Genomic DNA, 13,806 nt, shown 5'->3' on the forward strand with positions numbered 1-13,806 from the left:
TCCGCGGCCGGGGTTGGTTCAGGCGCTCAGGGAGAGGTCTTCGGAGACCACCTGGGCTACGAGCTGTTCTCCGGTGAGGTACCGTTCGAGGTCATTCAGGGCGGCGTCGGACATCCGCCGGGTTTCGGTGCCCAGCGACCCGGCGATGTGGGGCGTGAGCACCACATTGGGCAGGTCATAGAGGACAGAATCCCTCGGCAGCGGCTCGGGTTCGGTGACGTCCAGGAGTGCGTGGATCCGTCCGGTGGCGCACTCAGCCTCCAGGGCCCGGGTGTCCACCAGCGAGCCGCGGGCCGTGTTGATCAGGGTGGCGTGGTCCTTCATGGCCCGCAGTTCCGCAGCCCCGATCATGTGCCGGGTTTCTGGCAGCGCCGGGGCGTGGATGCTTACGACGTCGGACTCCCGCAGCAGTTCGGCCAGGTCCACCAGCCGGCCGCCGGCGGCGGCCACGGCGGCAGGATCGGCATGCGGATCGTGGACCAGGCAGGTGACGTCCTGAAGCTGCTGGACCAGGCGGACCACGCGGCGGCCGATGCGGGAGAACCCCACCACCCCGATCACGCGGCCGATGTTGCCCACCTCACCGCGCTCGGTGGCGTAGGACCAGTCCTCACGCCAGGTGCGGGCATCGTTGGCCAGCACCTGCGCCTTCTTCCCGGCCAGCACGATGGACGCGAACGTAAACTCGGCCACCGGAATGGCGTTCGCATCAGCGCCGTTGGTCACCAGGATGCCCCGATCCCACAACTCAGGCGTGACGAAACTGCGCACCGTACCGGCGCAATGGAACACCGCCCGCAGGTTCGGCATCCGCTCGAGCGCCGCAGCATCAAGCCGCGGCACGCCCCAACTGGTCAGCAGGACCTCAACGTCCGCGAGCCGGGCCGCCACCGCCGGATCCTCCAGCGAATCGGTCCACGGCTGCCCGCCCAGATCCACCAGCTCCGCCAACCGGTCCAACCGGGTGGAATCGAACTGGTCAGCAAAGGTTCCGCGGTTCATGACCAGCAGGGCCTTGGGTTTTGGCGACATCCGGGCCTCCCTTCTCTCATGTTCGTTTGCGTTCACAACCGCACTTCATGTCTTGCATCACATCTAACAATCAGTAGATACTCATGAACAAGACAGAACAACCAAGTTATTCAACATCGATCTAAAACGATCGTATTCGAACAAGTGAGCTGATGATGACGTCCCCTTCCGGTCCCCACACCACGCTGCCGGCATCCGCAGCGCCACTGGCCGCAGCCTGGGGACCCCACGCCTCCCAGCCGTCGCTCCTCCGCCTGTTGGCCGGCGCGGCTGAGCGCATCAGTATCCCCGCAGCGGGCAGTAAAGCCTGGCCTGCCGCGGGGTTGAACTTGCCCGGGCCTGCGCTCGGGCAGGCACTGGAGGAACGGGGAACGCCGTGGCCCCAGCCCCTGGTGTCCCACTACGCCCGGTACTTCCGGGACGGAAACCGGACAACCTACGAGGGACTGGTGGCCGCCCGCCAGCAGCGGCTGACCCGCGCCGTCGTCATGGCCCTGGCCAGTGATCCCGGCCGCCAGGGCGCGTACGGAAGCGATGCGGAAGCGTGGCTCGACGAGGTCATCGACGGCGCGTTCCTGCTCTGCGAACAGAGCTCGTGGAGCTGGGCAGCGCACGACGACGTCTTCCGCCGCACGGGCTGCGTTGTTCCGGACCTGGCTACACCGTACCTGGACCTCGGCGCCGGGGAGGTGGCCGCGCAGCTGGCATGGCTGGACCATGTCCTGGGCAGGCAGCTCGATGACCGGGCGCCGGGGCTGCGGCGGCGCATCCGCGGGGAGGTCACCCAACGCGTCATCCGGCCTTTCCTCGACCGGCTGGACTGGCACTGGCTTGGCCTGGACGGGGACGTCCACAACTGGAATCCCTGGATCCACTCCAACCTGATTGCGGCGGCGCTGTTCCTGGTGGATGACCCCGCCACCCAGGCGCAGGCGGTGGCCCGCTGCATCGAGGGGCTGGACCGTTTCCTCGCATCCATCCCGGCCGACGGTGCCATTGACGAGGGCTTTGCCTACTGGTGGAACGGCGCAGGGCGGGCGCTGGAGGGGCTGGCCCTGCTGGAACAGGCCACGGGCGGCGTGCTCGACGGCGGCCTTCCGGTGGTCCGCGAACTGGTCGCCTTCCCGCACCGCATGCACATCGGCGGCGCATGGTTCCTCAATGTGGCAGACGGTCCGGCGCGCGCTGCGGCTGCCCTCCCGTGGGACATGCTGCACCGCTGGGCAGTTCGGCTGGGCGATCCGGAGGCGGCCGCCCACGCCGCCGCCATGGCCACCGGGGCGCCGGATCCCGCCGCGGGGCTCGGCCGTGTCCTGCACGCGCTGCTCGAACTCCCGGAACCGGCTTCCACCGCCAATCCGGCCCTTCCTCCGCTCGTGGCCGCCACGTACCTGCCATCGGTCCAGATCATGGTGGCCCGGGAAACCGGGGGAACGGCGGATGGACTGCTCCTGGCCGCGAAGGGTGGCCACAACGGCGAGCACCACAACCACCGCGATGTCGGCTCGGCAGTGGTTGCCGTGGACGGGGTTCCCCTGCTGGTTGACGCCGGGCAGCCCACCTACACCGCCCAGACGTTCGGCCCGGACCGCTACGGCATCCGCGCGATGCAGAGCAACTGGCACAGCGTCCCGTCCCCGTTTGGCCTTGAACAGGGGACCGGCAGGGAGTTCGCGGCCGGCGTCCTCAGCGCCCCTACCCAGGAGCGGCCGCAGCTGGAGCTGGCCCTGGGAGCGGCGTACGGTTTCGAACCCCGGGCCTGGATCCGGACGGCGGAACTGCACCGGGCCCCCGGCCGCATCACCATCGCCGACCGCTGGGACCTTCCCGCGCCGGCCACCGGCGGAACGGCCGACGTCGACATCACCTTCCTCACGGCGGGAACCCTGAGCCTCGGACCGGAAGGGACGGCGACCGTGCGCCCGGACGGCATCCGGGCGGTTGGCACAGCAGCCCGGACCCCTCGGGGAGCTGCTTTGCGCTGGGACCCGGCAGCCGTCGTCGTCCTTGTGGACGAATGGCTGCTGGACGATCCGCTCCTCGCCGACGTGTGGGGACCACGGCTGACCAGGCTGCGTTTCCGCACGCCGGCCGCAACTGCACCATGCTCTGTTTTCCGCGCCGCCGGCGCATTCACCCTCACTGTGGAGGCAACACCATGAGCCCTGAGCAACCGACCGAACCCACCGGGAAGTCGTTGTTTTCGCTGCAGCGACGGGAACGGCTCATGGAGGACCTGCGGGCGCACGGTGCCATCACCGTCCGCGATATCGCGGCGAAGCTTGGCGTCAGCGAACTGACCATCCGCCGCGACGTGAACATCCTCGCGGATGAGGGCCTGGTGTCCCGCGTGCATGGCGGCGCCACGCTGCCCAGCCCGCTGGACCGCTCGGCAGCGGGCCGGGCCGCCCAGCACAGCTACTCCATCGGCATGGTGGTGCCGTCGCTGGACTACTACTGGCCGCAGGTCATCAGCGGGGCGCGGGCCGAGGCGGAAGAGCAGAACCTGCGGATCATGGTGCGCGGGTCCGCGTACGACGCCGCGGACAACCGCAGGCAGGTGCAGGCCCTGCTGGACACCCAGAACATCGACGGCCTGATCGTGGCGCCGGACATGGGCGGCCACCACGGGCATGAACTGCTCCGCTGGCTGAACGCCCTGCCCATCCCGGTGGTGCTCGCCGAACGGCGTGCGCCGGCCGAGATTCCCGCGCACCGCCTCGAATGGGTGGCCACGGACCACGCGTTTGGTGCCGGCATGGCCGTGCGGCACCTGTGGCAGGAAGGCCACCGGCGGATCGGCTGCCTGACCGATTCGTCCAGCCCCACCAGCCCGCACGTGGTCCGGGGCTGGCAGCAGGCCCTGGCCGCACTGAAGATTCCGGTGGAGGACTCTGTCCACGAGGACTCCGCCAGGCAGGACCCCGCCAAGCACGGCAACGGTGGCCGGGCCAGCCACTTCGACCAAGTGCTGGAACTGTGCACCAAGACCGGCACCACGGCAATGCTGGTGCATTCGGACACCCAGGCGGTGGCATTCGTGCAGCACTGCGTGGACCGCGGGCTCACCGTTCCGGGGGACATCGCGATCGTGGGATACGACGACGAGGTGGCCTACCTGGCCGAGCCCGCCATCTCCGCCGTGCGGCCGCCCAAACAGTACGTGGGCAAGGTGGCGGTCCAGCTTATGGCCGCCCGGCTGGCCGAAGGCAGGATGCGTCCAGTGCACCGGATCGAGCTGAACCCGGACCTGATCCTGCGTGAATCCTCCATCGGGGCTCCACGGGTTCCGGCTGCCGGCGTACTGCAGGACTCCCTGTGAGCGCCGCGCCCCTGGCCATGCCCCCGCTGGACTTCCGTATCTCGCCGTATACCGGCCTCACCCGGGGCCACTGGTGCGCGTACGCCGACTACCTGCTGCGGTCAGCGCACCGCCATGCCACGGAAGACCACGCCAACCTGTACCTGCCGGGAGCCACCAGCGCCTACGGCCGGAAAAGCGATTCGCTGGAGGCCTTTGCCCGGACCTTCCTGCTGGCCTCGTTCCGGATCGCAGGTGATCCGGAGGGCACCGCGTGGCTGGCCGACTGGTACGCAAAGGGCCTCGACGCCGGAACCAACCCCGCGAACCCTGACCGCTGGCCCACCCCGGGCGAACTGGACCAGGCCAAGGTGGAGGCAGCATCGCTGGCCGTGGGTCTGGCACTGACCCGGGGCGTCCTGTGGGACCGGCTGCCGCAGCGCGTCAAGGAACAGCTGGTGGCCTGGTTTGAGACCGTGATCGGCCAGGCGTACCCGCCCATCAACTGGGTGTGGTTCCAGATCGTCGTCGAAAAGTTCCTTGCGGGCGTGGGCGGACGATACTCCGATGCGGACATCGACGCCGGGCTGGCCATCCACGATTCCCTGTACCGCGGCCACGGTTGGTTTGCGGACGGCCAGGAGCGCGCCTACGACCACTACGTGGGCTGGGCGTTCCAGGTCTATCCCCAGCTGCTGCAGCTGATGGCGCCGGAGGACCCCCGAGTGAAGGCCCGTGCTGCACTCGACGGCGAACGGCTGGCCGATTTCCTGGACGACGCCGTCCACCTGGTGGGGGCTGACGGCGCCCCGCTGGTCCAGGGCCGCAGCCTGATTTACCGTTTCGCGGCGGCAGCGCCGTTTTGGGCGGGACAGTTCGCGGGTCACACCCGGTTGACGCCCGGTGTGACCCGGCGGGCGGCCTCCGGCATCCTGAAGTACTTCCTGGACCGGGGCGCCCATAACGCCGACGGGCTGCTGACCATCGGCTTCCACTCCGAGTTCCCGGGCATGAAACAGTCCTATTCCGGAGCGGGGTCCCCCTACTGGGCCGCCAAGGGAATGATGGGCCTCGCCCTGCCCGCCGACCATCCGGTGTGGACGGCCGTCGAGGAGCCGCTGCCGGTGGAATCCGGTGACACCCAGCGGTTCATCGCGGCTCCGGGCTGGCAGGTGGACGGAACCGCCTCGGACGGTGTGGTGCGGATCCGCAACCACGGCACCGACCATGCCAACGCCGGCGTCCGGGTAGCCGATTCCCCGCTCTACGCACGGCTGGGCTACTCCACCGCCACCTTCCCGGACCTTGCCGCGGAATCAGTGGACAACGCCGTCGCCTTCGCCGATGCGGATGGCCGGCTGACGCACCGGACCGGATTCGAGTTCCTTGGCCATTTCAGGCAGGACGGGGTGCAGGTGGGGGCCTCGCGCTTCACCGCGCACTGGATCGATGTTGATCCCGACGGCGGCCCGGACCACGGCAGCGGCGCTGCGGGAACTGCCACGCCGGGGCCGGAGGTGTTGGTGGCATCTGTGACACGCGGCGCCGTGGAGCTGCGGCTGGTGCGTGTCCGCAACGCGGCTCGCAGCCGCGCCCGGTTGCGGATTGGCGGCTGGCCGGCTGATACCGCGGCCGGCCTGGCCAGTGAGGTCTTGCCCGTTGAGTGGGGCGGGGTCCTTGACGACGCCGGCACCTGGCACCGCGAGGCGCCGCACCCGGTGGGGGAGCACCTGGCCATCCCCTGGATTGGCACCACCGGTGCGGTGGCCGACGGGGACTATGCCGCCGTCGTCGTGCTCTCAGGACCAGGCCCCTTCGCCGAAGCGTGCGGGGCGCGCTTCGTAGCCAACGGCCGGTTCGCCTTCGCGGACGGTGCCACGATCGACGTTGATTCGGTGTTCGCGCAGCTCAATCCCGCGTAGGAACCACTGGTACCCCCTTCAACAACCTCTCCGCGTTGTCGAGTACTCACGAGTAGCACAGTAGTCCGTTAGGTAGTTAAGACGAGTACCCGCTACTGGTGCCTGCCAGGTGTCCAACTGATTAATTGGGGCTGTCACTACTTGACTGGCGGGGACCCGGTCACGGTGGCAGTTGGTGCGTCAGGGCCCCCGAAGTCCGTTCACCGATGCCCGCCTCACTGGGGTGCCGGACGGCCGGGCATCACGACGTCTACCAGCAGAGGGGGCCGCGGGGTGAGCTCAAGGACCTGGCCGCAGATTGGCGGCAGGACCACCGGAGAGGACCTCGTCCGCGCCCTGGACGATGCCCGCGCCGGGGTACTCATCACAGGAGCCTCAGGGAGCGGCAAAAGCTACCTCACCAGCCTCCTGACCAAGGAAATCCGTGATGACGCCTACATTGTGGTGCTCCGTGCCAGTGCCGGCCTCACCGCAAGCCCGTACGGCGCGCTGAACGTATTGCTGCGGGACCTGGATTCCCAGTTCCTGTCCCACCCGGCGCTCGTTTTGTCTGCCTTAACCACCCTGCTTGCCGAACGGGCCGAGGGCAAACCGGTGTACCTGGTGATTGAGAACGCGGCGGACGTGGACGAGCTCGCCGGAGTGGTCATTTCCCAACTTGCCCGCAACGGAACGGCCGGCCTGATCCTGACCTGCTCCGATCCGCAGCGGCTGGGCAGCGAACTCTCCCGGCTCTGCACGGACGGATATCTGGCACGGATCGAGCTCGGGCCGCTGCCCCTGCCCGAGGCCGTCACCTGGCTTGAAGCAAGCCTCGGCGGCCGGATTTCAGCATCCGCAGCCCACGAATTCTGGACCGCGAGCGGCGGGAACCCGCACTACCTGAAAATGCTTGCCGGGGAGTTGGTTGAGTCGGGCTCCCTCGCGGTGCGCGACGGAGTGTGGGTCCTGACTGCCACGGACAGGCCCCATGGGCCCGCCATTACCGACCTGGTGGTAACCCGGCTGGGCAAGCTGGGGCCTGGAGAACGCATGGCCGTGGAGATCGTGTCCCTGGCCGGGACCGTGCCGCTGGAGGCGCTGCTGGCCATCGCGCTGCCTGACGATGTCGACTCGCTTGAGAGGCGCGGAATCCTGGTGGTGGACCATTCGCTGCCGAGGATGGTCGGCGTGCAGAACCAGCTGCTGCGCGATGTCATCCGCGCCAACATCCCCACCGGCCGCAGCAGCGATCTCCGGCGGCGGTTCTGCGAAGCAGTGGACCCTGCGCTGATGCATCCTGCCCTCACCGCGGCCCTCGCCGGGTGGGCCCTGGAATGTGGTGTTCCGCTCTCCGAAAGAGATGCCCTGCGGGCGGCCCGAATCGCCAATACCCGGGCTGACCATCCGCTGGCGCTTCGTCTGGTCCGTTCCATTCCGGGTCATTACCTCAGTGCAACGGCGGTCGCTGAGGAGTCGTCCGCACTGGCGGCGCTCGGGGCTGTCAGCGAAGCGCGAAACGTCCTCCGGCAATATCGCGACAAAATCGGGGAAAGTGCGGGCGGCGATGGTCCGGGTCCGCTGCCCCCCGAAGAAAACGTGCGGTTCCAGCTGGCGGAGGCCGCGGTGCTGCAGTCCGATCCGGAGACCATGGACCAGGCAGTGGAACATCTCCGGCATGCCCGGAAGGCAATGGACGGGGAACTGCTGAAGGCAGACCTGGCCGGACGCTCGCCCCGGGGGAGCGGTGACGGTTCGGGCGGTGAAACCGTGCGGTTCCTCCACCAAGAGCTGGTGCTCGCCGAGGCCCGGAGTGCGGGGCTCCTGGGCCGCTATGGCGAGGCCGCCGCCCAGCTGGAAGGTGCCCTTCAGGACTTCGAAACCCACGGACCGGACTTCCGCTTCACGGCCGGGAGCTTGCTGTGCGAGGCCTGGGCGCTGACCGGGCGCCAATCTGAAGCAGCTGATCTTGCCGGCCAGCTGCTCGCCGACAGCCGGAACCCCATGGTGTCCGCTGCAGCGGCATGGGCGGCCGCGGGCCGGTTGCGTTTCGCGCTCCTGCTGGCGGGCTGCTGGGAAGACGCGGCCTCCATGCAGCAGCCGCACTGGGACTCGCCGCTGCCCGCAGGCCAGCCGCTCCCCGCGTGCTTCGACTTGGCCCTGGCTGTCTTGCGGTGTTTTCAGGGCAGGGCACACGAGGGCCTGGAAGCCCTGGTTCCGCTGATCGGGCAGCTGCGCGTGCGGGACGACGAGGGCCTCCTCGGCGCTGCCACCAGGGCGGCGGCTTACGCCTCAGCCCTGCAGGGCGAGCCGGAGCAAGCCGGGAAGTGCCCTGCCGGCAAACGGCCCGGGCCTGCGCGGCCCGGACGGCCGTTGGAGTTCATCACGGCGTTTTTCACCATCCTCGCCGCGGACAGCCCCGACAGGCCCCAAGCTGCCATCGACGCACTGATGCGGCTGGCAGATGACGAGCATGCCGCCGGTAATTACGGCCTTGAGGTGATCGCCCTGAGTACGGCCGTCCGGCTGGGACGGACGGCCGCGGCTCCCCGGCTGCTTGAGACAGCGTTGAGGTGCGACGGCGACTTCGCCGGATTGTGCGCAGCCTACGCGAATGCAGTGCTCGCCCATGACGTGGCCCAGCAGGTGGCCGTGGCCCAGCTCGCCCAGGACCTGCAGCACGACCGGTTCGCCTTCGACGTTGCGGAGGCGGTAATCCGCCGTGCACACGCTTTGGAGGACCGCGCCCTGCTCCTGCAGGCCCGGCGCATCGCGGAAACCTGCCGGCACCGGATGCGCGCCCCGGAGGACGCCGCCCAGCAGGAGGACCGCATCACCGCGCGGGAGTTGGAGATCGCCACCCTCGCGGCCAGGGGCCAGAGCAACAAGGCCATAGCCGCCAGGCTGCACCTGTCGGTACGGACGGTGGAGGGACACCTCTACCAGATCTACGGAAAATTGAAAATCGTGGAACGCTCGGAGCTGCCGTTTGCCCTGGGCCTCGCTGAGGGGAACCAGCAATGACCGAGGTACTGGCAAACGAAACGCTCGTCGGGCGCTCGGGCATCCTGGCCGCTGTTGCGGATTGCCTGCTGGACCGCAACGGGCCCGGCGTCCTCCTGCTGGGTGATGCCGGGCTTGGCAAGACTGCTCTGGTCAACGCGGTGATCCAGGAACTGGGCCACCGCGTGCGGCCCTTCCGGGTGTTCGCCGGGGCCACGCTGGCCGGGGTCCCGTTCGCCGCGCTGGCACCGTTGATCACCTCGCTGACGCCTGGCCAGATCACCGAGCCGCTGTCCGTGCTGAAGGCGGTGACCGCCGCCCTGAATCCAGCCAGGGAACGGGAATCGGTGCCTGCCGTCCTGGTGGTGGAGGACGCCCAGCACCTCGACGAGGGCAGCGTCGCCGTCCTGGCCCAGCTCACAGCAGCCGAAGTGGCCAAGGTGGTCTTCATCTGCCGCCCCCATCCGGCGCCGCCCGGCGAAATCTTTTCGATGTGGTCCGAAGGATTGCTGGACCGCTTCGACCTGCAGCCCCTGAACGGACAGGACGTCGACCAGCTGTGCGCCCAGGTGCTGGGCGCACCCGTGGTGCCCAGTGCGGGCGCAGTGCTCCGAAGGGCATCCGGTGGCAACCCGATGTTCCTGCTTGAACTCATTGGCAATGCCAGGTCCACCGGCCAGCTGGTCAGCCGGAACGGAGCCTGGATGCTGACCTCTGAGCTGCGCGGCAGCAGCCTGCGGCTCCTGGACCTGGTCCGGAACCAGATCGTCCACCTGGACCACCTGCAGCGTGAAGCCCTGGACACCGTCGCCCTGGCCGAACCCCTGCCCCTGGACGTGCTGCGGCAGGCGAGCGACCACTACGCCGTGGACGAATTGCAGGAGATGCGGCTGATCACCATCGATTCCGATGCCGGGCAGCATGTCCGGCTGGCCCAGCCGCTGGTGGGCGAAGTACTCCGGCAGATTGTGCCGGCCGCCCGCAGCCTGCGGATCCGCCAGCGCATCCTGCAGCTCCTCGAAAGCCGCCCGCAGACCATGGACGGCCTGCTCCGTTACGTATCCTGGGGGCTCGAGGCCGGTGCCAGGATTCCGGACAGCGAAATCCTGGAGGCCGCGCAGCTGGCCAACCGGCTCTTCATCCCCAGCTACGTCGAACGCGTAGCGGGTGCCATCAAAGACCCGGCACTCAAGCTCGCAGCCCGCGTGGAGGTCGCCCGCGCCAAGTGGTACCGCGGGGATATCCGGGGAACGGCATGGGAAATAGGCGGAATCGTTGAGAGGACCAACGATCCAGCCACCCTGCGGCAGGTGTCCATGCTTGCGGCGCAACTCGCCAGGCGCCAGGGGGCCGGACCCAACGCGGTAAAGCAGGCGGCGTACGAATGGGAGGCCGCCCTGGCCCGGATCGCCGAATCCGCCAGGGGAATCGACGCCCAGGAGCTCGAACTGGGACGCCTGGGGAACCGACTGCTGGTCCTGGAGGGAATGCAGGCGGAGGGCCGCCACGTGGAAACGGAGCGAGAGCTGCGGCAGATCTGGCAACGGAGCGGGGACGGGGAAACGCGGCTGCTCGCAGGAACCCTGCTGGCTGAGTCCATGGCCGTCACCGGCAAACCCCTATCGGCGATCCAGGTCCTGGCCGACGTCAAGGACATCCTCGATGCTGCAGGCCACTGGGGTCTGCAACACACAGGTTTCTTCATGCGCCGCTACATCCTGGCCCTGCTGCACGCCGGCGAGTTCGCTGTCCTGGAGGAGTACCTCCGGGACCATGTGTCCCTGGCGCCCAACTCGCTGATCTACGACGGCGGCGCGCTGCATTTCAGCGCTGGCAGCGTGGACCTGCGCCGCGGCAACCTCGGGGCGGCGCTGCCGTGCCTTCGCCAGGCTGTGAGCATGCTTCGGGTGTCGGACCTGCAAAGCGATCTGCCCGACGCCGTCGCTGCCGCCGCCTACGCTGCATCCCTGCTGAAATTCCGGGAGGTCGCTTCCTCCTACACGCTGGAGCATGAGGCGCTGACCAGGGACGGGATGGAATCATCCCTGTTGGGCCGTGCCCACGCCGCCATGGCCAAAGTCCAGCAGGTCGGGCTGCGCCCCACGTTGTCCCGGCTGATGTCGCTCGCGGATACCGCGGCAGCCAACGGGGCGGTGGGGCCGGAAATCGATATCCTCGTCCTGGTCCTGCGGGCGGGGGACCTCTCCGTGGTGCGCCGCCTGAAGTCGTTGGCTGAGACCAGCGAAGGCCGCACAGCCGAGTTCGCCGTCAGCTACAGCCAGGCCCTGGACACCAAGGATGCCGCCGGGCTCATCGCCCTGAGTGAATCCGCCGCCAGGGAGGGCCTGGACCTCGCAGCAGCGGACTACGCGGGCCACGCGCTCAGGATCCTCGAAAGCCGGGGGGACAAGTCCCGCCAGCTTGAAGCGCAGCGGCTCCTCAAACGGCGCACCGCGGCCCTGGGCAAGGCGCCGGCGGCCACAAGGCAGGGCATGCCGGACCTTACAAAGCTGACGCGTCGCGAACAGGAGATCGTGGCCCTGGTGCAGACGGGTTCGAGCAACAGGGACATCGCGCTCAGCCTCGGGCTCTCCCTCCGGACGGTGGAAGGCCACCTGTACCGGATGTTCGCCAAGCTCGGAATCAGCGACCGCGAAAAGCTGATCAGCGGCGATCACGGCGGCGAGCAGACAGTCTAACCATCCTTCTTCGTTAACCAGCGCCTGCTGCGGCGATGGTTTTCGGTGTTGCCTCCGCGGAATCCCGGGCAATCCAAGGGCGCGTGCCCCTCCGAGTACCAATGCGAGTGGTGGGCCGCCACAAGCCACGTAGTCTCACCGCCGGGTGCGGCGGGCGGGGTCAAAGACGGGTACACCACACTCGCGCCGGGCAAAGGACTTGATTAATACCCTCGTCTTGTTGGCAACCGCCAGCACGAGGGGAAGTGGGCCTCGACATGAAGCGCAGGAAGATTTCCTTTGCGGGGGACAGCCTCATGGCAGTCCGGCCGGAAGGCAGCTCCGATGCGACAGGTCTCCCGCCTTTGGCGGGGACCCCCCAAAACGGACCGGCGGTGAAGGGCGACGTGCCCCCGGAGACCCGGGCACACGCCTTCTCGCCGCCGGCTTTTATTCACACTGGAGACAAAATGCACCGGGAGGTCGACTGACCATGGCACCGAACACGAAGGTAAAAGCCCTCAAGAAACAGGTCGCCGTTGAATCCCATTCCCTGCCGGCTGAGGCAGTGGAATGGACTGAGGGCACCGCGGCGAGGGCAATTCCCGCCCAGGACCAGGTGTTCACTTTCGACGTCGCAATCGTCGGCCTGGGATACGTGGGACTGCCCACCGCCCTGGCCATCAATGCCTCCGGGCGGCGGGTCCTCGGGCTCGACGTCTCGGAGCGGCGGCTGGCGGTGATCCGTGAACAGCAGGCGGACCTGCTGGACTCGGACAAGGAGCGGCTGAAGACAGCGCTGCTGGACCCCTCGTTCATGCTGACCAGCGACCTCTCGCTGCTGGCCCACGCTGCGGCCGTTGTGGTCTGCGTTCCCACTCCGGTGGACGAGTACCTTGTTCCCGACCTCGGCATCCTGCGCGCAGCGTGCGCCTCAGTCGTGGAATACGCGGTGCCGGGGCAGCTGCTGATGCTGACGTCAACCACGTATGTGGGCACAACACGGGACCTGCTGGCGATGCCCCTCGCGGCGAAGGGACTCATCCCGGGACGCGACGTGTACGTGGCCTTCTCGCCGGAACGCATCAATCCCGGCGTCGACTCCTTCTCCCACGAAGATGTGCCACGGGTGGTGGGCGGTGTCACCACAGCCTGCGGTGAGGCAGCGGAACGGCTGCTCAGCGCCAGCACCAAGCTGGTCCATGTGGTCCCGTCCGCCGACGCCGCGGAAATGACCAAGCTCGTGGAGAACACGTTCCGGGCCGTCAACATTGCCCTGGCCAACGAGTTTGCCCAGATCTGCCACGAACTGGACATGGAAGTGATGGACGTGATCAACGCGGCCGCCACCAAACCGTATGGGTTCATGCCGTTCACCCCCGGACCGGGAGTCGGCGGGCACTGCATTCCCTGCGACCCGCACTACCTCCTGTGGCAGTTGCGCAAGGCCCGCGTGACGGCGCCCGTGATCGAGCAGGCAATGATCGGGATTGCCGGCAGGCCGCACCAGGTAGTGGAAAAGGCGAGGCGGATCCTCTCCGAGCGGAACCACGGCCTGGCGGGCTCGCGGGTGATGGTGGTGGGCGTGGCCTACAAGCCCGACGTCGAGGACCTCCGTGAATCCCCGGCCCTCGAGATTATCGCCGAGCTCATCGCGGACGGCGCCGAGGTGGCCTACTCGGATCCCTGGTGCCTCACCGCGCCCGACGGCAGGGGCGGCACGCTCATCTCCAATCCCGCTCCCCAACTGTGGGAAGCGGACCTCGTCATCCTGCACACCAGGCACAGCCAGACGGACCTTGACTGGCTGGAGAACGCCGCGGCAGTGCTGGACACCACCTACCGGCTGCCCAAGGCAGACAACGTCACCAGGCTCTGACCACATCACTCC

7 protein-coding genes are annotated in these 13,806 nt (G+C 68.2%); 6 read left to right on the top strand and 1 reads right to left on the bottom strand.

Translation table 11 applies throughout. The features are described from left to right. Window positions 1-18 precede the first annotated feature (18 nt). Complete coding sequence (locus OVA06_RS00705) at window positions 19-1,032, bottom strand: hydroxyacid dehydrogenase (protein ID WP_268155566.1); 1,014 nt, start codon at window positions 1,030-1,032, stop codon at window positions 19-21. Between the two features lie 152 nt (window positions 1,033-1,184). On the opposite strand from OVA06_RS00705, the gene OVA06_RS00710 reads away from it, so the two are divergent. The 6 genes from OVA06_RS00710 (at window position 1,185) to OVA06_RS00735 (ending at window position 13,794) form a co-directional block, all read left to right on the top strand. Continuing rightward, entirely contained in the window at window positions 1,185-3,194 is a 2,010-nt protein-coding gene (locus OVA06_RS00710; RefSeq protein WP_268155568.1) for a heparinase II/III family protein, read from the top strand. Continuing rightward, window positions 3,191-4,354 carry a LacI family DNA-binding transcriptional regulator gene (locus tag OVA06_RS00715; RefSeq protein ID WP_261619507.1) on the top strand — a complete coding sequence of 388 codons (1,164 nt, stop codon included), beginning with the start codon at window positions 3,191-3,193 and terminating at the stop codon, window positions 4,352-4,354. Before OVA06_RS00710 ends, OVA06_RS00715 begins: the two co-directional genes overlap by 4 nt. Continuing rightward, window positions 4,351-6,255, top strand: coding sequence for a DUF2264 domain-containing protein (locus tag OVA06_RS00720; RefSeq protein WP_268155571.1), 1,905 nt, complete (start codon window positions 4,351-4,353; stop codon window positions 6,253-6,255). The genes OVA06_RS00715 and OVA06_RS00720 overlap by 4 nt, the downstream gene beginning before the upstream one ends. A gap of 273 nt (window positions 6,256-6,528) precedes the next feature. Then, complete coding sequence (locus OVA06_RS00725; protein ID WP_268155573.1) at window positions 6,529-9,258, top strand: helix-turn-helix transcriptional regulator; 2,730 nt, start codon at window positions 6,529-6,531, stop codon at window positions 9,256-9,258. Further along, window positions 9,255-11,936: a LuxR C-terminal-related transcriptional regulator gene (locus OVA06_RS00730; RefSeq protein ID WP_268155575.1), complete on the top strand. Its 2,682-nt coding sequence runs from the start codon at window positions 9,255-9,257 to the stop codon at window positions 11,934-11,936. The genes OVA06_RS00725 and OVA06_RS00730 overlap by 4 nt, the downstream gene beginning before the upstream one ends. 472 nt (window positions 11,937-12,408) lie before the next feature. Further along, window positions 12,409-13,794 (top strand): nucleotide sugar dehydrogenase, encoded by a 1,386-nt coding sequence (locus OVA06_RS00735; protein WP_268155577.1) that lies wholly within the window; start codon window positions 12,409-12,411, stop codon window positions 13,792-13,794. The last annotated feature ends 12 nt before the right edge of the window (window positions 13,795-13,806 follow it).

It is taken from the genome of Pseudarthrobacter sp. SL88, assembly GCF_026672455.1.
Classification (GTDB): domain Bacteria; phylum Actinomycetota; class Actinomycetes; order Actinomycetales; family Micrococcaceae; genus Arthrobacter.

Coding starts and splice junctions, on each gene's coding strand:
- OVA06_RS00730 (WP_268155575.1), top strand. CDS start 9,255: ATGACCGAGGTACTGGCAAACGAAACGCTCGTCGGGCGCTCGGGCATC.
- OVA06_RS00705 (WP_268155566.1), bottom strand. CDS start 1,032: ATGTCGCCAAAACCCAAGGCCCTGCTGGTCATGAACCGCGGAACCTTT.
- OVA06_RS00710 (WP_268155568.1), top strand. CDS start 1,185: ATGATGACGTCCCCTTCCGGTCCCCACACCACGCTGCCGGCATCCGCA.
- OVA06_RS00735 (WP_268155577.1), top strand. CDS start 12,409: ATGGCACCGAACACGAAGGTAAAAGCCCTCAAGAAACAGGTCGCCGTT.
- OVA06_RS00715 (WP_261619507.1), top strand. CDS start 3,191: ATGAGCCCTGAGCAACCGACCGAACCCACCGGGAAGTCGTTGTTTTCG.